23 protein-coding genes are annotated in these 25,381 nt (G+C 41.5%); 4 read left to right on the forward strand and 19 right to left on the reverse strand.

Features of this window, described 5'->3' with window-relative positions; genetic code table 11:
• Positions 1-95 precede the first annotated feature (95 nt).
• The 11 genes from QM419_RS07900 to rpsL all read right to left on the reverse strand — a co-directional run bounded on the left by QM419_RS07900 (position 96) and on the right by rpsL (position 13,117).
• Positions 96-659 (reverse strand): ABC transporter substrate-binding protein, encoded by a 564-nt coding sequence (locus QM419_RS07900; RefSeq protein ID WP_414278415.1) that lies wholly within the window; start codon positions 657-659, stop codon positions 96-98.
• A 186-nt stretch (positions 660-845) separates the two neighbouring features.
• Positions 846-1,883 (reverse strand): tRNA preQ1(34) S-adenosylmethionine ribosyltransferase-isomerase QueA, encoded by a 1,038-nt coding sequence (queA, locus tag QM419_RS07905; protein WP_414278416.1) that lies wholly within the window; start codon positions 1,881-1,883, stop codon positions 846-848.
• A gap of 28 nt (positions 1,884-1,911) precedes the next feature.
• Positions 1,912-2,820: a LysR family transcriptional regulator gene (locus tag QM419_RS07910; protein WP_414256329.1), complete on the reverse strand. Its 909-nt coding sequence runs from the start codon at positions 2,818-2,820 to the stop codon at positions 1,912-1,914.
• Positions 2,821-2,961: 141 nt separating this feature from the next.
• Positions 2,962-3,192 carry a GlsB/YeaQ/YmgE family stress response membrane protein gene (locus tag QM419_RS07915; protein ID WP_178894541.1) on the reverse strand — a complete coding sequence of 77 codons (231 nt, stop codon included), beginning with the start codon at positions 3,190-3,192 and terminating at the stop codon, positions 2,962-2,964.
• 9 nt (positions 3,193-3,201) lie between these two features.
• Entirely contained in the window at positions 3,202-4,443 is a 1,242-nt protein-coding gene (locus QM419_RS07920; RefSeq protein ID WP_414278417.1) for an aminopeptidase, read from the reverse strand.
• A gap of 20 nt (positions 4,444-4,463) precedes the next feature.
• Positions 4,464-4,616, reverse strand: coding sequence for a hypothetical protein (locus QM419_RS07925; RefSeq protein WP_223140520.1), 153 nt, complete (start codon positions 4,614-4,616; stop codon positions 4,464-4,466).
• A gap of 13 nt (positions 4,617-4,629) precedes the next feature.
• On the reverse strand, positions 4,630-5,307 hold the full coding sequence (locus QM419_RS07930) for a hypothetical protein (RefSeq protein ID WP_414278418.1): 678 nt from the start codon (positions 5,305-5,307) through the stop codon (positions 4,630-4,632).
• A gap of 37 nt (positions 5,308-5,344) precedes the next feature.
• Positions 5,345-9,739 carry a PolC-type DNA polymerase III gene (locus tag QM419_RS07935; protein WP_414278419.1) on the reverse strand — a complete coding sequence of 1,465 codons (4,395 nt, stop codon included), beginning with the start codon at positions 9,737-9,739 and terminating at the stop codon, positions 5,345-5,347.
• Positions 9,740-9,852: 113 nt separating this feature from the next.
• Positions 9,853-11,934 carry an elongation factor G gene (gene fusA / locus QM419_RS07940; RefSeq protein WP_414278420.1) on the reverse strand — a complete coding sequence of 694 codons (2,082 nt, stop codon included), beginning with the start codon at positions 11,932-11,934 and terminating at the stop codon, positions 9,853-9,855.
• A 276-nt stretch (positions 11,935-12,210) separates the two neighbouring features.
• Positions 12,211-12,681, reverse strand: a complete 471-nt coding sequence (gene rpsG, locus QM419_RS07945; protein WP_000087873.1) for a 30S ribosomal protein S7 — start codon at positions 12,679-12,681, stop codon at positions 12,211-12,213.
• A 19-nt stretch (positions 12,682-12,700) separates the two neighbouring features.
• Complete coding sequence (gene rpsL / locus QM419_RS07950) at positions 12,701-13,117, reverse strand: 30S ribosomal protein S12 (RefSeq protein WP_001142333.1); 417 nt, start codon at positions 13,115-13,117, stop codon at positions 12,701-12,703.
• Positions 13,118-13,459: 342 nt separating this feature from the next.
• On the opposite strand from rpsL, the gene QM419_RS07955 reads away from it, so the two are divergent.
• Both QM419_RS07955 and QM419_RS07960 read left to right on the forward strand, forming a co-directional pair.
• Positions 13,460-13,900: a LytTR family DNA-binding domain-containing protein gene (locus tag QM419_RS07955; RefSeq protein ID WP_414278421.1), complete on the forward strand. Its 441-nt coding sequence runs from the start codon at positions 13,460-13,462 to the stop codon at positions 13,898-13,900.
• Positions 13,897-14,355, forward strand: coding sequence for a DUF3021 domain-containing protein (locus QM419_RS07960; RefSeq protein ID WP_414278422.1), 459 nt, complete (start codon positions 13,897-13,899; stop codon positions 14,353-14,355). The genes QM419_RS07955 and QM419_RS07960 overlap by 4 nt, the downstream gene beginning before the upstream one ends.
• Positions 14,356-14,394: 39 nt before the next feature.
• Here the strand turns inward: QM419_RS07960 and mutS are convergent, their stop codons facing one another.
• Both mutS and argR read right to left on the reverse strand, forming a co-directional pair.
• A complete protein-coding gene (gene mutS / locus QM419_RS07965; RefSeq protein ID WP_414278423.1) occupies positions 14,395-16,926 on the reverse strand; it encodes a DNA mismatch repair protein MutS in 2,532 nt (843 codons plus the stop codon).
• A 46-nt stretch (positions 16,927-16,972) separates the two neighbouring features.
• A complete protein-coding gene (gene argR, locus QM419_RS07970; RefSeq protein WP_414254060.1) occupies positions 16,973-17,419 on the reverse strand; it encodes an arginine repressor in 447 nt (148 codons plus the stop codon).
• A 153-nt stretch (positions 17,420-17,572) separates the two neighbouring features.
• On the opposite strand from argR, the gene argS reads away from it, so the two are divergent.
• The gene (gene argS, locus QM419_RS07975) at positions 17,573-19,264 is read left to right on the forward strand and encodes an arginine--tRNA ligase (protein WP_414278424.1); all 1,692 of its coding nucleotides are present in this window, start codon (positions 17,573-17,575) and stop codon (positions 19,262-19,264) included.
• Between the two features lie 509 nt (positions 19,265-19,773).
• Entirely contained in the window at positions 19,774-20,022 is a 249-nt protein-coding gene (locus QM419_RS07980; RefSeq protein WP_178894531.1) for a MarR family transcriptional regulator, read from the forward strand.
• A 33-nt stretch (positions 20,023-20,055) separates the two neighbouring features.
• Here QM419_RS07980 and QM419_RS07985 read toward each other — a convergent pair whose 3' ends face one another.
• The 6 genes from QM419_RS07985 to QM419_RS08010 form a co-directional block, all read right to left on the reverse strand.
• Positions 20,056-20,265 carry a hypothetical protein gene (locus tag QM419_RS07985; RefSeq protein WP_178894530.1) on the reverse strand — a complete coding sequence of 70 codons (210 nt, stop codon included), beginning with the start codon at positions 20,263-20,265 and terminating at the stop codon, positions 20,056-20,058.
• Positions 20,266-20,335: 70 nt separating this feature from the next.
• The gene (gene nrdI / locus QM419_RS07990; protein ID WP_070678690.1) at positions 20,336-20,803 is read right to left on the reverse strand and encodes a class Ib ribonucleoside-diphosphate reductase assembly flavoprotein NrdI; all 468 of its coding nucleotides are present in this window, start codon (positions 20,801-20,803) and stop codon (positions 20,336-20,338) included.
• A gap of 75 nt (positions 20,804-20,878) precedes the next feature.
• Complete coding sequence (locus QM419_RS07995) at positions 20,879-21,409, reverse strand: ABC transporter permease (protein WP_414278425.1); 531 nt, start codon at positions 21,407-21,409, stop codon at positions 20,879-20,881.
• Positions 21,410-21,471: 62 nt separating this feature from the next.
• A complete protein-coding gene (locus QM419_RS08000; RefSeq protein ID WP_414278426.1) occupies positions 21,472-22,758 on the reverse strand; it encodes a response regulator in 1,287 nt (428 codons plus the stop codon).
• A 2-nt stretch (positions 22,759-22,760) separates the two neighbouring features.
• Positions 22,761-24,434 carry a sensor histidine kinase gene (locus QM419_RS08005; RefSeq protein ID WP_414278427.1) on the reverse strand — a complete coding sequence of 558 codons (1,674 nt, stop codon included), beginning with the start codon at positions 24,432-24,434 and terminating at the stop codon, positions 22,761-22,763.
• Entirely contained in the window at positions 24,412-25,044 is a 633-nt protein-coding gene (locus tag QM419_RS08010; protein ID WP_414278428.1) for a YesL family protein, read from the reverse strand. Before QM419_RS08010 ends, QM419_RS08005 begins: the two co-directional genes overlap by 23 nt.
• Between the last annotated feature and the right edge of the window lie 337 nt (positions 25,045-25,381).

The following is a 25,381-nucleotide window of genomic DNA, read 5'->3' on the forward strand; positions in this document are numbered from 1 at the left end:
AAAAAACACCTTTACCTCTTTCTATTTCCTTTGTTATATTTTAAATTGGTTAGAAAGCAAGGGCGTTTCTACACCCTTACTTCTTACTGGTATTCTTAGTTACGGTAAAAATGACTATCTTTGTCACTTGGTGATTGGCCGATGGACAAGACTTCTTGGCTACCATCTGTACCTGTCAATTCATTTTGGACTCCCGCTGGAGTGTAGATAAGGCGAGCACCTTCTCCACCATCAACAAGTTGGATTCCTGCTGAGTAATAACCATTTTTTTCCTCTACTCGACCCATCTCATAATTAAAGGTTCCTTTTGAACTTTGGATTGTTACAATTCCATCAGATGTAACTGTTGCAGTTGTCCCTGCATAATTTTCCCAAGTTCCCACAAATTTAGCGTAAGCTTCTTGTGACTTTTGCTTATCTTCCTTTTGTTCTGCTTGCGTCGTTTTAGCATCTGACCCACTACTTGCTTCAGACTTCTGCCCCTCTTTTTGGCCTGCTTCTGTTTTACTTGCTGAAGCCGTCGTTACTTGAGTTGTTGTTTCCTTTTGGTTTGAAACTGACGTATTCTTGTCGGTCTTTCCACCACAGGCAACCAAGGTCAAGGCAGTCAACAAGGTCAGGACTGATAGGCTCGTATAGCGCAATGTTTTGTTTTTCATAAAAATCTCCTTTGAAATAGACTCAGATAAAAGTAGCTCGTCAGATTTTGCATATATTTGACGGCTGTATCGTAGTCTTCAGTGTATCATTTATTTGCTTTTAATTCAATAGCTATCATATATCGAAAAAAGGCTAATCCAAGTAGGAATTAGCCCTTTTATTTCTAGTTTTGATTTGCTCGTTTTTTAGTAGATAAACATGGCATCGCCAAAGCTAAAGAAACGGTATTTTTGCTCGATAGCATGCTGGTAGGCTTTGAGGACCAATTCACGGCCTGCAAAAGCTGAGACAAGCATGACCAAGGTAGACTTCGGCAAATGGAAATTAGTAGAAAAAGCATCCACCACCTTCCAGTCATAGCCTGGCTTGATAAAGATATTAGTCCAGCCAGAGTCAGCCTGGATTTGCCCATCAAACTTGCTTCCGATGGTTTCTAACGTACGGATAGAGGTAGTCCCCACAGCAATGACACGGCCACCATTTTCTTTGACCCGACGCAAGGTCGCTGCTGCTTCCTCAGACAATTGATAAAACTCTGAGTGCATCTCATGCTCATCCAAATTATCTACTGAAACAGGTCTAAAGGTCCCAAGTCCAACGTGCAAGGTCAGGTAGACTAGATGAACGCCTTTTTGCTGGATTTCTTCTAGTAATTCTTTGGTAAAATGCAAACCTGCAGTTGGGGCAGCGGCTGATCCACTCTCCTTGGCATAGACTGTCTGGTAACGTTCACGGTCATCCAATTTTTCGTGAATATAAGGAGGTAAAGGCATTTCTCCAAGACTTTCAAGTACTTCTAAGAAAATTCCTTCATACTCAAAACGGACAATACGACCGCCATGGGTTAATTCCTCAGTCACGACTGCGCTAAGTCGACCATCACCAAAGATAACACGGGTGCCGACCTTGAGACGTTTAGCTGGTTTAGCCAAGACTTCCCACTCATCTCCAGCTGTATTTTTCAAAAGCAAGAGTTCAACATGGCCCCCTGTTTCTTCTTTTTGACCATGAAGTCGAGCTGGCAATACACGGGTATCATTCATAACCAGGGCATCACCTGGCTCTAACATTTCGATAATGGAGTGAAAGTGGCGGTCTTGAAATTCACCTGTTTTGCGATTGACCATCAAGAGTTTAGAGGCATCGCGCTTTTCCAAAGGAGTCTGAGCAATCAATTCCTCTGGTAAGTGAAAATCAAAATCATTTGTATTTAATGTCGTCATTCTTCTTTTCTCTTCTCATTTATTCAAATTACTTATCAAAGCGAACTTCTTCAAGTAGGTACTCGATGAAGCGTTCACCCATCTTAGACAAGCTAGTTTTCTCATGCTGGATATAAACCAGTTCAATGGGATCATCAATATCAAGTGGAATCGAAACGATATTGTCTCCATTAAGATTACTATTGAGGATACCAGTCGCGATGGTATAGCCATCCAAACCAATCAAGAGATTGAACAAGGTTGCACGGTCACTAACAACGATGGATTTCTTGTGGTGTTCCTGTGACAAGATTTCTTCTGAGAAGTAGAAGGAATTATGGGTCCCTTGGTCATAGCTCAAATATGGGAAGTCTTCTAGATCTGCCAACTGCACCTTGTCTCTTTTGGCAAGAGGGTTGGACTTGCTGACAAAGATATGGGGCTGGGCTGTAAAGAGATGATGAGCAACTAGATGGTTGTCATCCAACATCTTAGAAAGAACATCTCGGTTATAGCTATTTAAAAAGAGGACTCCGACTTCACTGCGGAAGTTCTTGACGTCGTCGATGATTTCCCAGGTTCTGGTTTCACGCAAAAAAAGCTCATACTTTTCCATATCGCTTTTCTTAAGCAAGGAAACAAAGGCATTGACCACAAAAGCATAGTGTTGCGAAGACACACTAAAAAGCTCGCGATGAGCGATTGGGTTCTTATAGCGTTCTTCTAGAAGTTGAGTTTGCTCGACAACCTGACGGGCATAGGATAGAAACTCCATCCCATCACGTGTGAGGGTGATTCCCTTGGGATTTCGGATAAAAATCTCAATTCCCATCTCATTTTCTAGGTCACGAACTGCATTTGATAGACTGGGCTGAGTAATAAAGAGTTGCTTGGCCGCCTCATTCATCGAACCAGTCTCTACAATTTTGATAATATAGTGTAATTGTTGAATTCTCATACTTTTATTGTACCATACTTGACGAAATATAAAAAGAACCAGTCACTGAAAGCCAAGCTAGTCGCATATCAGTCTTTTGGCAGTTCATAAAAAAGAGGTTGGAAGATTTCCAACCTCTTTATCTGTTCTAGCAAGTTAAAACTAGCTTCCTCTTTCCCAGAAGATGGCTAATAAAATCATGGCTCCTAAAACTGATGGGATAATGGCTGTACCGCTTAGGCTTGGCCCCCAAGAACCAAAGAGTAATTGTCCTAGAAAGGCACCAATCCAACCGAGGAACATTTTCCCGAAGCATCCCATCCGTTCTCCACGATTGGTGATAGCTCCTGCTAATAGTCCGATCAAAAGACCGACAAACATACTTCCAATCATAGTTTCTCCTTAAATTGCCCAATCTCCATTGCGGAAGAGTGGTACACGTGTTCCATCCTCACGGATACCATCGATATCCATTTGGTTAGAACCAATCATAAAGTCAACGTGAACATCTGAACGATTAAGTCCTGCAGCTTCAAGCTCTTCTTCGCTCATCTCTGCCCCACCAACGACGCTCGTTGCATAGGCTGCACCGATAGCCAAGTGGTTAGAAGCATTTTCATCAAAAAGAGTATTAAAGAAGGTAATACCTGACTGAGAAATTGGGCTTGGATCTGGTACCAAGGCACATTCACCCAAAGCACGCGCACCAGCATTCTTAAAGACAAGGTCCTTCATAACCTGGTCACCTTTTTCAGCTGTAATATCAACGATTTGACCATTTTCAAAGGTTACTTTAATACCTTCGATGATATTTCCATTATAGCTAAGTGGTTTTGTAGAAGTAACATAACCATCTGTACGACGGAAGTCAGGAGCTGTAAAGACTTCTTCTGTTGGCATGTTTGGCAAGAAACCTTCGCCTTGAGCATTGATAGCTCCAGCTGATTCCCAAACGTGGTTCTTAGGCAAGCCAAGTGTCAAATCAGTTCCAGGTGCTGTGTAGTGAAGAGCTGAGAATTGTTCTTTGTTGAGCATTTCTGCCTTGCTCTTCAAGATAGCTGCATGCTCTTCCCAAGCCTTAACTGGATCTTCTTCGTAGACACGGCAAGTTTTGAAGATTTGGTCCCAAAGGAGGTCCACTGCTTCTTCGTCACTCGCAGCATTTGGAAAGACTTTCTTAGCCCACTCTAGTCCAGCAGCAGCTGCTACAGTCCAGCTAACCTTGTTAGATTGAGTTGCGATACGCATTGGCTTCATAGCAATTCCCATAGCTTTAGCAGAAGCTGAAAGTTTTTCAGCATCCACTCCGTTCAAGGCACCTGGGTCAGAAGAACGGACACCGAGACGACTTGCTTTGTTTTCAAGAAGGTAGTTCATCTCAGCAATCTTGTATTCTGGTACATTGTCCAAACGCTCCATCGGCGCGTGAAGGAATTTCTCACGGTTTACAAAGTCATCTGCCCATTGAACGATAACTTCATGTGCACCAAGTGCATAAGCTTCTTTGACGATTAAGTGAGCCAACTCACGTTGCTCCACATCGATAGAGAGAGCCAGAGTGTGACCAGGTTGCACGTTCACTCCGTTTGCAACCAAAAGCTTAGCGTATTTTTCTAGATTTTCTTTAAAATTCGGTAAAACCATCTTGTTTCTCTTTTCTATTTTTATTTTTCTTTCAAAGCAGAAAATAATCCTGCTAAAGCAATAGCACCCGACAAGAGTGCTGTCGATAGAAGAATTGTCTGATCAGCAAGCTCTAACTGATATTCAAAAACCTTTTGAGCAGGTTTGTCTTCCGCAAAAATTCTGAGTTTCATCAAAAGTCCTTTCTTATTCTTCGTACTCTCCTAGATAGAGACGTCGAGCCTCTGGGCTGTTAGTGAGGATATCTACATAAGTTTCATAGTCATCAAGCAGGGGCTTTCCCAAAGAGATATCTTGTTCTGGATTTATATTTTTCCCATAAAGATAGCAAAGGTAGAGACGCTCATTGAGTGTTGGAAATACTTCAATGGACATGTGTTCAGCCTGACCTACTCGTTCCCAATCCTGTTCTTTGATATCTGGTATGATATAAGCTTGGAAGAGGCCCATAAGTGGATTATCCTCCGGTTGACCACTGTCCTTATCCGCTAGAACTAAAGAACAGCGTCGACCAAAACCAGCTACTTGGCGCTCCCGTCCCTTTACCGAAACAGTAATAGGATGCCCTCCAATATGGCTATAGATCCATTCTTTGGGTAGTCCATAATCTAACAGGGGGTTAATTTCTTTGACAATCGCTACAGAACTATAGCGTAGAAACTGACGAGTAACTGCTTTACAAAAAAGGATATCTTCCTCTTTCAAGGTCACTCCCTTCCAGTTATTTTCTTCGTTAAAATGGTTGAAAAATACCAGATAGGGATCACGCACCATTTGTGCTAATACGTAAACGCCATTTCGCAAGCGTATGGAAATAACTTTCCCTGGTTTCCAAGGTGTTGCTCTGTTTTTCTTTAGCATCATTAACTAACCTCAAACCTACATAAGACATTTCAAACTATTAAAACAAATCGTCAAACAAACTCAACTGGTTGTCCTCTGGCATATTTCCGAGAATCCCCATCTCATCCATCTTTTCAACCAAGGTTGATGAGAGCCCACCACGCTTGCGGAGTTCTGTTTTAGAGAGGAATTCTCCCTCTTGACGAGCACGAACCAGTTGCTTGGCAACGTTCTCTCCTAGACCATCCATAGCGACAAACGGTGGGATGAGGGTGTCTCCATCTATGATGAATTCAGTCGCATCACTGCGATAGAGGTCTAACTTGCCAAATTTAAAACCACGTTCCCACATCTCATTGACGATTTCAAGTGTTGTGTAAAGGTCAATTTCTACGTTAGAAGCTTCATTGTTCTTGCGCTTTTCAGCAATTTCTTGCATCTTGCGTTTGATAGCATCCAAGCCTGCACCCATGGTCTTGATATCAAAGGCCTTGGCACGGATGGAGAAGTAAGCACAATAATAATAAATCGGATGGTGAACCTTGAAGTAGGCCACACGAAGGGCCATCATAACGTAGGCAGCCGCGTGGGCTTTAGGGAACATGTACTTGATTTTCCCACAAGATTCGATATACCACTCAGGGACATTATTAGCCTTCATGGCCTCGATATATCCATTACGCTCTTCTTCAGAGATTTTGAGCCACATTCCCTTACGCACTCGCTCCATGATGGTAAAGGCCATCTTTGGATCTAGACCAGCGTGCATGAGGTAAACCATGATGTCATCCCGACATCCGATAACGGTTGATAGGTCCGCAATTCCAGCCTTAATCAAGTCCTGGGCATTTCCCAACCATACGTCGGTACCGTGGGATAGACCTGAGAGCTGAAGCAACTCTGCAAAAGTCGTCGGATGCGTCTCGTCTACCATCCCACGTACAAAGTTGGTTCCAAACTCTGGAATCCCCAGCATCCCCGTCGGTGTACCGATTTGCTCAGGAGTCACCCCAAGAACATCAGTTCCTGAAAAGAGGGCCATCACGCCTTCATCATCCATAGGAATTTCATTAGGATCAATCCCAGACAAGTCCTGCAGTTTCCGAATCATGGTCGGATCGTCATGTCCCAGGACATCAAGCTTAAGGACGTTCTCATCGATATCGTGGAAGTTAAAGTGAGTGGTCTGCCATTCAGCAGTCACATCATCTGCAGGATACTGCACTGGAGTAAAATCATAGACATCCATATAGTTAGGGATAACAACGATTCCCCCTGGGTGCTGACCAGTCGTCCGTTTAACACCAGCAGCTCCTTGGGCTAGGCGCTCTACTTCGGCTTCCCGGTAGAATTTACCATAGTCACGCTCGTAACCCTTGACAAATCCATAGGCTGTCTTAGCAGCCACCGTACCTACCGTTCCTGCACGGAAAGCATATTCTTCCCCAAAGATATCACGAACATCCAAGTGGGCACTCGGCTGGTCCTCCCCTGAGAAGTTCAAATCGATATCGGGAACCTTGTCCCCGTCAAAACCAAGGAAGGTCTCGAAAGGAATGTCCTGTCCATTCTTGCTGAGCTTGTGCCCACAGTTAGGACAGTCTTTATCTGGCATATCAAATCCTGAACCGTAAGAACCATCTGTGATAAACTCACTGTACTGACACTGGCCACAGACATAGTGAGGCGAGAGCGGATTGACCTCGGTAATCCCAATCATGGTCGCAACGAAACTAGATCCAACAGACCCACGGGAACCAACCAAGTAACCTCGTTCGTTGGAACGGTGCACTAGCATCTGTGAAGCCAGATAAATCACGGCGAAACCATTCCCCAAGATAGAGGTCAATTCCTTTTCAATCCGCAAATCAACGATATCTGGGAGTGGATTCCCATAGATTTCGAAGGCTTTTTTATAGGTTAATTCAGCAACTGTTTCTTCGGCTTTGTCAATGAAAGGCGTGTACAAATCACCCTTTACAACCTCCACAGGCTCAAAGATTTCTGCCAAGGCATTGGTATTTTCAATGACAATCTTACGAGCCAAATCTTCTCCTAGAAAGGCAAATTCGTCCAACATTTCATTGGTCGTTCTAAAATGTGCCTTTGGTAGCGGAGCTGGTTGGGCAGCTTCTCCATGGCCGATAGTCCGGTTAATCATAGCTCCCTGACCTAGACTTCGTACGATAATCTCACGATAAATCTCATCCTCAGGTTCGATATAGTGGACATTTCCTGTCGCCAGAACGGGTTTCCCAAGGCGCTCTCCAACCTCAATCAAGCTCTTGATGATGGTGCGGAGTTCCTCCATATCCTTAACCTGCTCCTTGGCAATCAGAGGTGCATAGATAGCCGGAGGCATCACCTCGATAAAGTCATAGTATTTAGCTACTTCGACTGCCGCATCTACTCCTTGTGACACGACTGCATCAAAGACTTCTCCTTCCGTACAAGCCGATCCCAAGATTAAACCTTCTCGATGGGCATCCAGAACCGTACGTGGAATTCGTGGAACTCCTTCAAAATACTGGGTATTTGAGAGAGAAACCAGCTTAAAGATATTTTTTAAGCCCACCTGATTTTTCACATAGATGGTCGCATGCTTGACACGAGCTTTTTTATACGAATCTGGACTGATTAAATCAAGGTTTAATCGTGCCAAATCTGTCACACCGTGTTTTTCTGCCACTTCCTTGATAAAGATAAAGAGCAGACGGCCAGTTGCTTCCGCATCGTAGTTGGCCATGTGGTGGTGTTCTAGGGCAACTCCAAAACGCTTGGTCAAAGGTCCTAGACCGTGGCGCTTGTATTCAGGATAGAGATTTCTTGCGAACTCTAGCGTATCGATGACAGGCTGAGTGATTTTGGGCAGTCCATAACGTTCATAGTTGGCATTCATAAAGCCAACGTCAAAGGTTGCATTGTGGGCTACAAGAACGGTATCCTTACAAAATTCTTGGAACTCTTTTAAAACTTGAACTAAAGGTTTCGCATTTTTTACATGGTCATCCGTAATTCCAGTCAATTCAGTCGTAAAGGCTGACAAAGGATGCCCAGGATTGATAAATTCATCAAATTCAGCGACGATATTACCCTTATACATCTTAGAAGCCGCAACTTGAATCAAGTCATTATAGATAGCTGAAAGTCCTGTCGTTTCCACGTCAAAGACTACATAGGTAGCTTCAGAAAGGTCCATCTCCACTTCGTTATAGACGATAGGAACACGGTCTTCAACGATATTGGCTTCCATCCCATAGATCAGCTGGATACCAGCTTTCTTAGCTGCCTTATAGCCATGAGGGAAGGATTGAACATTCCCGTGGTCTGTGATTGCTACTGCCTTATGTCCCCATTTGGCTGCTGTTCCAACGATTTCTTCGACTTCAGGTAGAGCATCCATGGTCGACATATTGGTATGCGCATGGAACTCAACCCGACGTTCTCCCTCTGGCATCAAGTCTTTACGCTCATAGTGGACAACTTCCTGCACATCTTGCACATTCATGGTCAAGTCTCGCGTGAAATTATTCATTTCAACATTCCCACGAACACGAAGCCAAGAATTTTTCTTGATCATGTCAAATTTCTGAGCTTCTTCTTCATTTTTGACCCATTTTTGCATGGAGAAGCTAGATGTATAGTCGGTCATCTTGAAGTTAATCAAAACACGACCTGTTCTAGTCACCTTCTGCTCAACATCAAAGACAACTCCTTCAAAGACCAGACGGTTCTCCTCAGTATTGACCTCAATCATTGGAGTAATTTCTGCCTTTTCTAGTTTTGGCTTGGCAGCTGCCTTCTTAGCTTGAAAATCAAAGACAGGCTTGTCCTCTACTGGAGGTGGTGGCGCCATCTGTTCCAACTGTTCCATGGACCGAAGTGTTTCTTCATTAGCAGCCTGAACAATCATTTGATTTTCCAAATGGAAAGCTTCTTGCTCTTCCTTGGTCAAATGTTCATTTTTCTCTAAATGGCATGTAAACTTAGGAAAACCAAAGAGCTCAAGTTGTTTGCTAAGATTTGGTAGGTGGTTTTTTCTAAAATGTTCTGTATCTGCTGCTTCAGAAGCCTCAATAATCAACTGATCATTTTCAAATCGGACTTGAAAATCCTGATACATGGTCCGAAATCCTTGGCTAGAACAAGGCCCGTCTGAAAAAGCCTCCCGATAGTAGGCCTGTAAAAGCTCTCTTGAAAAATCTTGATCTTTCGTTTTAATTTTGAAAGTCGCTTGATTTCCTGTTTTTGAAAATTCTTCTTTCAATCCCTTCTTCAACGCTAAAAAGAGTTCAAAGGGGAGGATATTCTCAAAGACAAAACGAAACTCCCAAATATTACTTTGCTTGTGTACAATAACTTGTTCAATTTCAGCCTGGGAGAAGGCCTCATGATTTCTTATGTCAGCGGGGATTCCCAACTGATTCATTAAAATTTCAAAAGTGGTTGACATCCATTTTCCTCACAATATACTCCTTCTATTTTACCATATTTGAGGCCATTTTAGCTATTTCTACCAAACAGAAAAAGAAGCCACAAAGTGACTTCTTTTAAAGTGACGGTGAATTATTCTTCACCTTTGTTTTTCTTAATGATTTCTTCTTGTACTGACTTAGGTACATCTTCGTAGTGGTCGAATACCATCATGAATGTACCACGTCCTTGTGATGCAGAACGAAGAACTGTTGCGTAACCGAACATTTCAGCAAGTGGAACGTAAGCACGAACGATTTGGCTGTTACCGTGTGCTTCCATACCATCTACACGTCCACGACGAGCAGTTACGTGACCCATAACATCACCAAGGTTTTCTTCTGGAACAGTGATTGTTACAAGCATCATTGGCTCAAGGATAGCTGGTTGTGCAGTCTTAGCAGCTTCTTTAAGTGCAAGAGATGCAGCGATCTTGAAGGCAGTTTCAGATGAGTCGACATCGTGGTATGAACCATCGTAAAGCTTAGCTTTAACGTCAACCATTGGGTAACCAGCAAGAACACCGTTAGCCATAGATTCTACCAAACCTTTTTCAACCGCTGGGATAAATTCACGAGGAACCACACCACCGACGATTGCGTTTTCGAATTCGAATCCTTTACCTTCTTCGTTTGGAGTAAATTCAATCCATACATCACCGAACTGACCTTTACCACCAGACTGACGTTTAAAGAATCCACGTGCTTGAGTAGGAGCACGGAATGTTTCACGGTAAGATACTTGAGGAGCACCTACATTCGCTTCAACTTTGAATTCACGACGCATACGGTCAACAAGGACGTCAAGGTGAAGCTCACCCATACCAGAGATAACTGTTTCACCAGTTTCAACGTTTGTTTCAACGCGGAATGTTGGATCTTCTTCAGCCAATTTTTGAAGGGCGATACCCATCTTGTCTTGGTCTGCTTTAGATTTTGGCTCAACCATCAATTGGATAACTGGTTCTGGAACGTTGATTGACTCAAGGATGATTTTCGCTTTTTCATCTGTCAATGAGTCACCAGTTGTAGTATCTTTCAAACCAACGGCAGCAGCGATATCACCTGAGTAAACAGTGTCGATTTCTTGACGGCTGTTAGCGTGCATTTGAAGGATACGTCCGATACGTTCACGTTTACCTTTAGAAGTGTTCAATACGTAAGAACCTGATTGAAGAACACCTGAGTAAACACGGAAGAATGTCAAACGACCTACGAATGGGTCAGTCATGATCTTGAAGGCAAGAGCTGCAAATGGCTCTTCGTCAGATGCAGGACGAGTTTCTTCTTCATCTGTATCTGGGTTGATACCCTTGATTGCTGGGATGTCAAGTGGGCTTGGAAGGTAGTCGATAACCGCATCAAGCATCAATTGAACACCTTTGTTCTTGAAGGCTGAACCACACAATACTGGGAAGAATTCAACGTTGATAGTCGCTTTACGGATACCAGCTTTCAATTCTTCGTTAGTGATTTCTTCACCTTCGAGGTATTTCATCATCAATTCTTCGTCAGTTTCAGCAACTGCTTCAACCAATTTTTCACGGTATTCTTGAGCTTGGTCAAGGTATTCAGCTGGAATGTCTTCTTCAAGGATATCTGTACCAAGGTCGTTAGTATAGATTTCAGCTTTCATCTTGATCAAGTCGATGATACCACGGAAGTCATCTTCAGAACCGATTGGCAATTGAATTGGGTGTGCGTTCGCTTGAAGACGATCGTGAAGTGTGCTTACTGAGTAAAGGAAGTCAGCACCGATTTTGTCCATTTTGTTGGCAAATACGATACGTGGAACTCCGTACTCAGTTGCTTGACGCCAAACTGTTTCAGTTTGAGGCTCAACACCTGATTGTGAGTCAAGAACTGTAACCGCACCGTCCAATACACGAAGAGAACGTTGTACTTCGATTGTGAAGTCCACGTGTCCTGGTGTGTCGATGATGTTTACGCGGTGGTTGTTCCATTGAGCTGTTGTCGCAGCAGATGTGATAGTGATACCACGTTCTTGCTCTTGCTCCATCCAGTCCATTTGTGACGCACCTTCGTGAGTTTCACCGATTTTGTGGATTTTACCAGTGTAGTAAAGAATACGCTCAGTTGTAGTTGTTTTACCGGCATCGACGTGAGCCATGATACCGATATTACGAGTTTTTTCAAGTGAAAATTCGCGTGCCATGAGGTTTGTTTCTCCTATTATTTTTTATTTCTATTCTATTATAACACGATTTAATAAAAACGGATAGGCAGGACCTACCCGTTCTCAGTGTTTATCTTGTTTAGTTGGTTTCAACTTATAGATAAGTTGAGTTGAACTCGGGCTAAAAGCTCGAGTTAACTGATTTGAACCCGAGCGAGGCCCGGTGCAAAAAAGATAAACTGCTTTGTGTTCACGGAACACTGCATCAGTTTCCTATTTTTGCCTTGGGCCTTTACCGCTCTTGGTATCATTTTATTACCAACGGAAGTGTGCGAAGGCACGGTTAGCTTCAGCCATACGGTGAGTGTCTTCACGTTTCTTAACTGCTGCACCAGTGTTGTTAGCAGCATCCAAGATTTCTTTTGCAAGACGGTCTTGCATTGTGTGTTCACCACGAAGGCGAGCGATTGTTACCAACCAACGAAGTCCAAGTGTTGTACGACGTTCTGGACGAACTTCAACTGGGACTTGGTAGTTAGATCCACCAACACGACGTGCACGTACTTCAAGTACAGGCATGATGTTTTCCATAGCTGTTTCAAATACTTCAAGTGCATCGTTACCAGTAGCTTCTTTGATTTGCTCAAAAGCACCGTAAACGATTGAAGCAGCTGTACCACGTTTACCGTCAAGCATAACGCGGTTGATAAGACGAGTAACTAGTTGTGAATTGTAAAGCGGATCTGGCAATACGTCACGTTTTGGAGCTCTATTTTTACGACTCATTTCTCTTTATCCCCTTTCCTTATGCTTTTTTCGGACGTTTAGTACCGTATTTAGAACGGCCTTGTTTACGATCGTTAACACCTGCAGTATCAAGTGCACCACGGACGATATGGTAACGTACCCCTGGAAGGTCTTTTACACGTCCACCGCGAAGAAGCACCACGCTGTGCTCTTGCAAGTTGTGTCCGATACCTGGGATGTAGGCAGTAACTTCGATAAGGTTGCTCAAACGTACACGAGCAAATTTACGAAGGGCAGAGTTAGGTTTTTTAGGTGTCATAGTTCCAACACGAGTTGCTACACCACGTTTTTGTGGTGAAGAAACGTTTGTTTGAACTTTTTTATGACTGTTGTAACCAACGTTCAAAGCTGGTGATTTAGATTTTTCTACTTTTGATTTACGCGGTTTGCGAACCAATTGGTTAATTGTAGGCATCTACATTCTCCTGTGTTTTTTTATTTTTGGTGATGATACACTTGGTGACAGCTATCATCTGTGTGTACTTTTGCAACATTTGTCAGCACGTCCCTGTACACTCTTGAGAGACCAAAAGTAAAAAGTACCGTCTAACATTGTACCACTTTTTTTCTATTTTTGTCAATATATTTCTTCTTATTTTTTGACTTCTTTACTCTAAAATCTCTTTGAAAACGGTCACCTACCAGATAGACTCTTCAACCGACCACATAGACAAAGCTTCTTGTAATTGTCAAAAAAATGGTGTTTAATAGACTTGTAAGTAAGAGATCTCTATTACAACTAGATAAAGGAGAAATTATGAAAGTCAAACTCGACATTGATCTGCAGTATATTGAAGAACAAATCATCATAGAAGCACCAACTTTGTCCCCTAGAGTTCAAAAAGTTCAAGACTTTGTTCAATCGCTAGATCAAAAAGAAACACTTAAAGGAAAATTTCAAGATCAGGTTTTTCTTATCGAAATTCAAAAGATTCAACGGATTTACATCGAGAATCGTAAAGTCTTGGCTGAAACGGACAGTCGAATCTATGCTCTCGACATTCGTCTCTACCAAGCAGTTGAAATCTTACCTGCTTCCTTTATCCAAATTTCCCAATCGGAAATTGTCAACATTGATGCTATCAGTCATCTAAAACTAACCTCTAACGGCTTGATTGAAATTTATCTTAAAAACGAAAGTTTCACCTACTCATCTCGCCGTTACCTCAAAGCTATTAAGGAGAAATTAGAACTATGAAAAAACAAGTATTTCACGATGCCACAACTGGTATCCTCATCGGCCTCATCCTATCTATTATCTTTTCTTTTATCCACTCACCAAGCAACTACGCACCTCTCAGCCCCAACTCTTTGATTGGTCAATTCATGACCCAACATCAGGTGCATGGATCACTCGTCTTACTTTACTGTCTGCTTATCTGGGCAGCGATTGGAGTCCTCTTTAGTTTTGGCGGCCGTCTATTCGCTCAAGATTGGAGCCTTCTTCGTGCGACTGTCACTCACTTCTTCCTTATGTTGCTAGGTTTTGTACCTCTAGCAATCCTAGCAGGATGGTTTCCGCTTCACTGGACTTTCATCCTTCAACTCATCCCAGAGTTTGCAATCGTCTACCTCATCATCTGGATTGTTCTCTACAAGAGAGAATCTAAAAAAGTTGCACACATCAATCAACTATTGGCTCATAAAAAATAATACCTAAAAACCCACTCACAAAACGGAGTGGGTTTTTGCTTATAATTTTTGCTTCAGCTCTAACAAGAGATTCATGGCTTGCATAGGTGTTATATTGTAAACATCTATATTTGCCAACTCTGTCAGGATTGGATTTTCTTCTTTTTCATCAAAAAGCGACATCTGCTCATTGACAGTATTTTGATTGGTAGGAATTGGACTTTCCTGACCCTGGCTTTCTAGTTGAGTTAAAATTGAATCTGCTCTTTTTAGCAAGTCTGCTGGCAATCCTGCAATCTTAGCAACGTGAATACCGTACGATTTGTCTGCTGGACCTGGTTCAATCTTATGAAGGAAAGTGACCTGACCATTTTGCTCAAGCGTAGCCACGTGAACATTCACTAGATGTTCAAGACTAGCTTCCAGACTGGTTAATTCATGGTAGTGCGTCGCAAAAAGAGTCTTGGCTCCAATATGCTCGTGGATGTACTCGATGATAGACTGGGCTAAAGCCATGCCGTCATAAGTTGCGGTTCCACGGCCTAGCTCATCAAAAAGAATCAAGGAATCCTTTGTCGCATGACTAATGGCATTATTAGCTTCCATCATCTCTACCATAAAGGTAGATTGGCCTGAAACCAAGTCATCTGCCGCCCCAATACGGGTAAAAATTGCATCAAAGATTGGCAAGCGGGCACTTTCTGCAGGGACATAAGAACCCATCTGTGCCATAACTGCTGTTATAGCTAACTGGCGCATATAAGTTGACTTCCCGCTCATATTAGGCCCTGTAATCAGTTGAATGCTGGTCTCTTCATCCATCTGGATGCTGTTTGGGATATAGGTTTGAGCTCCCATGACCTTTTCAACGACGGCATGACGACCTTTTTGGATATCTATGCTAGAGTCTTCCCCAAACTCTGGTCGAATCAGGTGTTGTTTTTCTGCAACTACTGCCAAGCCTTGCAAGACATCGACAGTAGCGATTCCTTGAGCCAGAGCCTGTAGACGTTGGATATACTTGCCAACCTCCTCACGAATACGCATAAAGATTTCGTACTCTAGGTTTGCTGATTTCTCACGCGCCTCTAGCATTTCACCTTCGATACGCGCTAACTCCTCTGTCCCAAAACGCTCAGAGTTTTTCAGCGTAGCCTTGCGGAAAAAGTGGGCTGGTACGTTGCCTAGCTGCGAGTTGGTCACATGGAAATAGTAGCCGTCTTTTTTATTGTAGTCAATCTTGAGAGTATTGATGCCAGAGTTTTCTCTTTCCTTGGCCTCGATCTCAGCAATCCAGCTGGTCCCTTCTCTCAGCACACGACGGTATTTATCCAAGGTCTCATCAAAGCCCGTTCGGATAATACCACCTTCGGTAATCACGTGAGGAGCCTCAGGAGCAATAGCTGCACTAATCAAACTTTCCAACTCAGGAATAGCATCTAGTTGTTCAATCAGATAAGCTAGAGCTGGTTGCTCCATTCCCTCTAAAATGGCGCGAATCCTTGGAACACTTCCCAAGGTAGTCGCTAGTTGCAAGAGGTCTTTAGGATTGCTTTTCCCAAAAGACACTCGACTGGCCAGACGCTCGATATCGTAGACTCCCTTGAGACTTTCTGTCAAATCACTGCGCTCAAAGAAATAGTCCAGAAAGACTTGCACAACTTCCTGACGTTCTAAGATACGGTTCTTATCAATCAAAGGGCGTTGAATCCAAGAACGCAAGAGTCGCATACCCATTGCAGTTTTAGTCTCATCTAGCAACCAGAAAAGGCTGCCTTGTTTCTTACCTGAGCGAGCATTTTCAACCAAATCCAGACTAGCCTTGGTCGCAAAATCCATCTGCAAAAAATCTTTGATTTCATAACGGATAACAGGTTTTAAGTGATTCAACTCTCTCATCTGCGTCCGATGAACATACTGGAGAAGTTTTCCACTGGCAGCTTTTTCAATGGGCGCCAATCCTGAATCCAACAGATGAAGGTCTTCATATGCTTCCTGTTCGTAGGAAAGGACTAGATTCATTTGACGACTGAGAATCTGCTCTTCCGCTTCAGATAATTCGTAGCCAATCACTACTTCTCTAGCCTTGAGGTTGCGGATTTCACCACAGACTAGAGAAAAATCTGATAGCCCCGTTACATAAAAATCACCTGTTACTAGGTCCATGTAGGCTAAACCATATTGAGACCCATCACGATCAATAGCTACCAAAAAGTTGTTTTGACTATCTGGCTTACTACTATCAACCACTGTCCCTGGTGTAATGACCTGGACGACCTCACGCTTAACGACACCCACAGCCTGTTTAGGGTCTTCCATCTGTTCAGCGATGGCAACCTTGTAGCCACGCTCAACTAGGACATCTATGTACTGTTGGGCAGAATGATAGGGTACACCTGCCATAGGAATTGGATTTTCAGCATTTTTATTGCGACTGGTCAACGAAATTTCTAGAATCTGAGCGGCATTGACGGCATCTTCATAAAACAACTCATAAAAATCACCCATTCGAAAGAGCAAGAAAGCATCTGGATATTGTTTTTTGATATCCACGTACTGTTGCATCCCAGGCGATAATTTTTCAGTGGTCATTTACTCTCTCCTTGTAAAAACAGTCCTGAGAGAAACTCTCAAGACCTTATCTGTCTTCCATTAGCTCTAGCAGGCGTTCTTCCATCACTTTAGCGGCATGCTGATCTTTACAGATAACCAACAAGGTATTCGCTCCTGCAACTGTTCCTAAAATCCATTCATCCTTGTTGTCATCAACAACATTGGCTAAAACCGCGGCTTCACCCAATTTAGTGTGCAAAACTAAGGTAAACTCAGCTCTTGCAACACCTTCTAAGTGATGTGAAAGAAATTCGACCAAATCAATCTTTTCTGTCTCATTTGCTAATACATAATAGACAACATCGTTTTTCTTAACTTTGGTTAAGCCAATTTCTCGCAAATCACGAGATAAAGTTGTCTGTGTCACAAAGACATTACAAGCTTCCAATCGATCCTGAATTTCTTTTTGAGTGCCTAATTTTTCTTCTGTAATCATTCGCTTAATAAGCTGATGACGTTCTCTTTTTCTCATATGTTCCTCTCGAGTGCATATTTATAACATTTTACATTTTTTTAGTAATAACATTATATCAAAAAAACTGGATATTTCAAAAAAATTCTCTTCTTTCCAAAAAAATGTAGTAAATTGTGTTAAAATAGTAGAAAAGCCCTAAAGGAGCCCTAAATGAATACAAAAGAATTGATTGCTAGCGAGTTGGCTAGCGTCATTGATAGCCTGGACCAAGAGGCTATTTTAAATTTACTAGAAACACCTAAAAACTCAGATATGGGAGACATCGCCTTCCCCGCCTTTTCATTAGCAAAGGTTGAACGCAAAGCTCCCCAAATGATTGCTGCAGATATTGCTGAAAAGATTAATAGCCAAGCCTTTGAAAAGGTTGTAGCAACAGGACCTTACGTCAACTTTTTCCTTGATAAGGCTGCCATTTCTGGTCAAGTGTTACAGAACGTCATTACTGAAAAAAATCACTACGCTGACCAAACAATTGGTAACCAAGAAAATGTCGTTATCGACATGTCTAGTCCTAATATCGCTAAACCATTTTCTATCGGACACCTTCGTTCAACAGTTATCGGAGATAGCTTGTCACATATCTTCCAAAAAATCGACTATCAAACTGTCAAGGTCAACCACTTGGGAGACTGGGGTAAACAGTTTGGGATGTTGATTGTTGCCTACAAGAAATGGGGTAACGAAGAAGCCGTTAAAACTCATCCAATCGATGAACTTCTCAAGCTCTACGTCCGTATCAATGCTGAAGCTGAGAACGATCCAAGCTTGGATGACGAAGCACGTGAATGGTTCCGCAAACTTGAAAACGGCGATGAGGAAGCTCTTGCTCTTTGGCAATGGTTCCGCGATGAAAGTTTGGTAGAATTTAACCGTCTTTACAATGAGTTACAAGTTGAATTCGACAGCTACAACGGAGAAGCCTTCTACAACGATAAAATGGATGCAGTTGTAGACATCCTCGCTGAAAAGGGACTTTTGGTCGAATCAGAAGGTGCTCAAGTTGTGAATCTTGAAAAATACGGAATTGAACACCCAGCTCTTATCAAGAAATCTGACGGTGCAACTCTCTACATCACACGTGACTTGGCTGCGGCTCTCTACCGTAAAAACGAATATCAATTTGCCAAATCTATCTATGTCGTTGGTCAAGAGCAATCTGCTCACTTTAAACAACTCAAGGCAGTACTACAGGAGATGGGCTACGATTGGAGTCAAGACATTGTTCATGTTCCGTTTGGATTGGTGACAAAAGAAGGAAAGAAACTTTCTACTCGTAAAGGGAATGTTATCTTGTTAGAGCCAACTGTTGCAGAAGCCATCAGCCGTGCGAAAGCTCAGATCGAAGCCAAAAATCCTGAACTTGAAAACAAAGACCAGGTCGCTCATGCTGTTGGAGTTGGAGCCATTAAATTCTATGACCTTAAAACCGACCGTACTAATGGATATGACTTCGACCTTGAAGCTATGGTATCCTTCGAAGGGGAGACTGGCCCTTATGTTCAATATGCCTACGCTCGTATCCAATCAATCTTGCGTAAAGCTGATTTCAAACCTGAAGCAGGTGCCAACTATAGCTTGAACGATGCTGAAAGCTGGGAAATCATCAAGCTCATCCAAGACTTCCCACGTATTATTAAACGTGCAGCTGATAACTACGAGCCTTCTATCATCGCTAAATTTGCAATCAGCTTAGCCCAAGCCTTTAACAAATACTATGCCCACACTCGTATCTTAGATGAAAGCCCAGAACGTGACAGTCGCCTAGCTCTCAGCTATGCAACAGCAGTTGTCCTTAAAGAAGCCCTTCGTCTGTTGGGTGTAGAGGCGCCAGAGAAGATGTGATTCAGTACCAACAATTGGAACTAAAGGTTCCTATTGTTGGACGCTAGCCGCTTTTATGCGGACTAGCTAACTGCCTCACTAGTTCTATAACATAAATAACATCAATTTATGTTATAGAACGTCGTAATCTTCAAATTACTGGAACTAAAGTTCCTAGTCTCTTGACGGCAATCGCTACTGGGCGATTTGCCTAAACGCCTTACTAATGCATCCAAATAAATAATATCGACTTATTTGGATGCATGTCGTGATCTATTAAATTAATTTATTGCTAAGCAAGCTAAGTAACTAACGTAAAATCCTATTCGGACTTTGGCTAGGCGCCTCACTAGTTTTTCGATAGAAATATTATCGATTTCTACCGAAAGACGTCGTAAATGAGGCGACTTGCCTAAACGCTTCACTAATTAATAACAAGTAGCGAGGCACTTACAGTACTATCACTCGAAAAATAAAAAAATTTACTTTTATCTTACCACCTACTTCTTTATCACTTAGGGAGAATTTTTATGAGCCAGTATGCTTATATTCTAGTTGTTATCAGTCTTCTTTTTCTCTTTCTTGTCAACAAATATGAAAAAGAGAAACTTCAAAGACTTCTTCAGAACCAACTATTGAAAGATCAAGCTTTTCGTGCAACTATCAAAGAGAAAATCCAAACGATAGAAAACATCAATGATGTCATTGACTACATTAACAAAGGTTACCGTTTAGGAATTCCCATTTCAAAAGAAATCGTTGACGAAATTCGCAAATAAGAAAAACTCGAGATACCATTTCTCGAGTCTTTTTTATTTATTTCTGACAGCTAAGATTTCTACCAGGATAACAATCCCTAAGGATACCATGGTTCCAAATGGTGCTGCATCTTCATCAAAAATTTTATCAGAAAACATCATCAGACTAATTGCCAAGAGCAACAAAGCACTGCATAGCATAATATCCTTGAAGCTTGGTTTGCGTTTTATATACTTTAAAAATGATCTCTGTAATTTACTCATTTGAACTGTTCTCTTTTGAAATAATTCTATGATCCATGGGATAAAAATCTAGCCCAGCAACTCTATCCTCTTACAAGGATTCAAGTTCATAAAGCTCTGCAATAATACCTGCAACCTTTTTGATATCTCCTAGCATTCCGCGCATTTCAAAGTCAGCCAGGACTGGAAAACCAAAGCGCTGGCTATATTGCTTGGCGGTCAAACAGTATTGGTTATTGAAATTGCGGTTACCCGATCCTACGACACCAAAACACTTGCTAGCATTATCACCATATGCGATAAAGTCACCTACTGGAGTGGTCAAGATTTCCACATCTCCATTATCAACGCCATTGCCACCTTCTAGGTAAGTCGGTAGAAAAGCTACATATGGGTTGGTCATCTCAAAGAAGTCTTCTCCTTCCTTGACCAAGTCTTTAATATGTATTTTTTCCACATCAATATTCGCATACTGCTCTAACAGATAAGCTTTCAAACGTGTTACGAAACTCTCCGTGTTCCCACTCAGACTGATATAAACTAAGGAAATTTTTTTCATCTTTTCCTCCCTCTTTCTCGAATCCAAAAAAATAACTACCAAGATTGTATCTTGATAGTTATCCTTTGTCAACTCTTAGGCGAGTTCTTCCTCTTGGGATTCTGTTAGTTCTTTTTGCTGACGCCAAATTTTATAGAAGACAATTGCTAGGAAGATAACATTGATGACGATGAATATGATAGTGGTTACTTTTGACATGACTTCCATTCCTAAACGAAGTGTGTCATCTTTAATCAATTGCATAGCATCTTGTAGATTCATATTGTCATGGACTAGTCCAACAATGGCTAGCAAGGCATATCCAACATAAGTGTAGTTTGCCAACTGCAAGTTCTTACGAATTAAGAAAACAAAGGCTACTACAACTAGGATAGCAGATAGAATAATTAGTATCGTGTTAAAAATAGAGTGAGATGACTCAGACACTTGGTGGGCATAGTTAACAGCATCTTCTATTTGTTGAGCACTAAGTGTCCCAACATTTTCTTGGCTAGCACGAAGGGCGTCCTTACTAGGTACTGGAGTGAGTATTCCAACTACTGCCAAGAATGAACTAATCGCTGATAACACCAATAAAACCCATAGATAGATTGGTTTCTTTTTCATAAAAGTAACCTCCTCATATTTTTTAAACTTATTATAGCATATTTTAAAATGGATAACAAAAGTTAGAGGGTGACCTCAATCTGCTTGCGGTAGGCCTTTGGAGACTTTCCACATAGTTTTCGAAAGACCTTGTAGAAATACCCTACATTACTATAACCAACCGTATAGCAAATATCCTCAATACTATCGTTTGTAGACAGCAAGAGTTGCTGGGCTGCCTTAATACGTTGCTTATTGAGAAGCTCCGCAAAGGTTGAATTGGTTTCCTTCTTGATTAACTGACCTAAGTAAACAGGGTTGATAAAGAGGTCCTTACTGATATCCTTGAGAGACAGCTCTTTTTTATAGTCTCTACCAATGACTTCGAGTACACTGACGACATTTTCATTCATGCGGTATTGACCAAAGAAGGACGTCAAGGTTTCTTTTGTATAAGCCACTAAGTCTTCAAAGTTAGTAATAGCATGAATCCTCTTGACAATATCTGTCATGTCGTCTGCTTTCAGATGCTCGAAGAGATGGAAGACATCCATAACAAACTGAGTAAAGAGTTGCTTGGTGATGGATACCCTCGGTGTGTTTTCTAGCACAATCTTCTCGAGTAGGTTTAACTCATCGATAATCTGCTGAAGATTTCCCTGGATAATCACCCGATAGATGGGTTCATAATATGAGAAGAGACTTTCAGACTGATCGAGGTTTACAGTTCCATAGAAAAGTGCTTTTTCTACATTAAATTTCCATTTCTCAAAGTTGGCCTGATAAGGTGCCCCAAAAGGCAGAACGAGTAAACCGTCGAATTTCTGGTCCGCAATCACAATTTGCCAGTCCTGACCTAAAACGTAGTAAGGAATAACAAAATCCCCTTGTTTTTCTTTTGAAAGACCAATCCACCAGTTTTCTTTTTGAGAAAGATGCGCATTAAATGCTTCTTCATCTAATTTTTGACTTAACATTTCTGGTTCATGCACTTTCTCACGAAGTTGACCAAGGATTTTCTCAAGTAAATGCTCCAGTTCAACCTTATCAACTGGTTTGACAAGGTAGTCTACAACATTGAGGTTCATGGCTTTCTTGACATAATCAAATTCTTGATAGCCTGAGAGAAGGATATAATATGCATCTGGCAACAATTCCTTCATCTCCCCAATCATTTCAAGACCTGTCTTGTCAGGCATGTTGACATCAGAAATGACGACATCTACAGGATGCTCTCGAACATAGTCCAATGCCTCGTCGGCATGGTTGGCTGTTGCGACAACTTCCATATCCCATTTTTCAAAAGGAATCAAACGCTTAAGTCCTTCTGTAATCATGTACTCATCATCAACTAATAGTACTTTATACATGTTTATCCTTTCTCTTCGTCCTGAATGGTGATTCTATATTGAACACCCTTTTGTTCAGCAGATTCTACGCTAATGTTATAGCGGTCTCCAAAGTAGAGTACAAAGCGTTCGTGGATATTCACAATCCCAATCGACTGTCGTTTCCCACTATAATCTGCTGTATGTTCAAAGGTTCTTTGAGACAGTTTAGCTTGGATTTCTGCTAGTTTTTCAGCAGACATTCCACGGCCATTATCAGTTACCAAGATTTCGACATAGCCATCTTGTTTCAAAGCCTTGATACTGATAACATTATCTGTTCTTTTGTGATCAACTCCATGGGCAAAATAATTTTCCACTAAAGGTTGGAGGGTGAACTTTGGAATACGCATTTCTTCCAATTCAGGATCAATTTTAAATCCATAGGCAATGGATTTTGGATAGCGAACCATACAGAGATAACTGTACTTCCGACAAAACTCCACTTCTTGTTTGAGTGTCGTTTCTCGCTCGTCAGAGATATTATTGCGCAGGAGACTACTGAACTCATAGATGATATCTGCTAATTCATTTTGGTTCTCCATAACTGCATACATCCGCAAAAATTCCAAAGTATTATACATGAAATGCGGATTAATCTGAGCTTGTAGCGCTCGCATGTTGGCATCTTTTTGATTGAGTTCCAGCTGATAAATATCGTGAATGTTACTTTCCAGTCGATCCAACATATCATTTGTCGACTCGGCAATCAAAAGCAATTCTTGATCCTTTTTGTCGGTATTGATCCTCTTGGTTTGCTCTCCCTTAGTAATGGCGTGAATGGAATCCACCAAGTCCACAACCTGACTTTGATAGTCAGAAAAGGTCCTTCTTAAGGTCATATATAAAATGATGATAAAGAGGGCGCTCAAACCTAAAATAAGTGCCGAACTTGCTAAGGTCCCACTCCAAACATAATCCTTTGGTACAGCTACTCGAACTTGATAACCATGGGCTGTTGTTCCTACTAACCAAGATTCATTAGTCCCTTTTGTCCCTATATAGAACATATCTGTTTCATATGGTGCAATGACAGTTACTGCTACAGGAATTGTTCCCCTAGTATTGTCAATCGCCTTATAGAGGAATTCTGGTTCTACGGAAATATAAATGACCCCTATAGCTTGGTCCGAGATGGGATCAGACACTGGAACAGCGAAACTATTAGCATCCGGTTTAAAGCTATCAGCTGGAATCTTCTGTCCACCTCGGTTTCCTCTTTTGGAAACAAATACATCTGTTGAATCCTGTAGAACAATCGAAACACCTGTCACAAAATCGTTTCGCACGTATATATCATCAATATTTTCATAAATGGAAACAGAAATATAAGGCGACGCCTTGCGTTCTAACTGCCAATAAAAATAATCCGGCGTGCTGAGACTAAAATATTTGTAAATCCCTTCGATGCGGGCTTGATTCTCGACCAATTCCTGAGCTAGGCGGGTTGACTCTCGATAATAGTATTCAACCTCATCAACTGTTCGAGCGAGAACACGCTGACCAACACGATTGGCTTCCCTTTCACGCATATCCCAGTCTGCATAAGAAATCAAGAGAGCAAAGCAGGAAATGATGATAATCATTACCAGACTATAAATTCTTAGGAGTGAGTGGAGGCGAAATTGTTTGGTCTTATTTGGTTGCCAATTTTTCATGAATACTTTCATAAACAGGCTCCAATAAATCACTAATAAAGAAATGCCACATTCCAATACCTACAAAAGCAATGAGGGCTGGCATATAGAAACCAATAATGGCTAACAAGACGCTACCAAAAAGAACCTTGGCCACTGCTGATAAACTCATAAAAATTCCGACAAAGGCAAGCTTTAGGGTGTTTTTATAGGATAATTCAAAGTATACCTGCAACTTTAAAGATACCGTATAGGCCAAAAATACCAAGGCTACTAAAAAGATATTTAGAAAGGTTGCTGCCAAGTGGATAATGGTCTGGTTTGGCAACTGAATCATCAGATACAAACCATAAATCAAAATTAAGTCAATCCCTATAAAGGTGTAGAAACTAAGATTGCTTTTTACAAAATTGCTCTTAAATAAAGCCCATGCATCCTTGAAACGATAAGCACGATAAGAATAACCGTGTTCTGCATATAAACTCATGAGGGTTGCACTAGCGGGTGCTATACCAAAGACCACTCCTCCTGCTAATGTCAATAACCAAAAATAAGCCGTCGCAATCATCCCCAAAAAGAAACGATGAAAGACTAGCTCAATGAAATTTCCCACGGTTTTCCTCCTATACATTAATCTAGTTTTATTATAACATATTTCAAGCGCTCTCAAAAATAGGAGCAATAAAAAATAAATACATTTATTGGTGTAATAACGATATTTGTACTATAATAAAGATAGATAGAGATACCGATTAATGATTAAAGAACAAAAGTTTTACCAAAGAAAATGCACATATTTGCAGATTAAATCATCACTATTCAAATCAATTATTGTCTTTACAAAATAGCGAAAGGGGTACGAGACATGACTATTTTTATTTTAAGAACTACCGTGTTTTGGATTGCTCTTATTTTGAGTCTTTTCTCTGATAAATTGTTCAAACAACAATATGTAAAAATCGTAAAAA

This window comes from Streptococcus infantis, from assembly GCF_047464715.1.
GTDB classification, from domain to species: Bacteria; Bacillota; Bacilli; order Lactobacillales; family Streptococcaceae; genus Streptococcus; species Streptococcus infantis_S.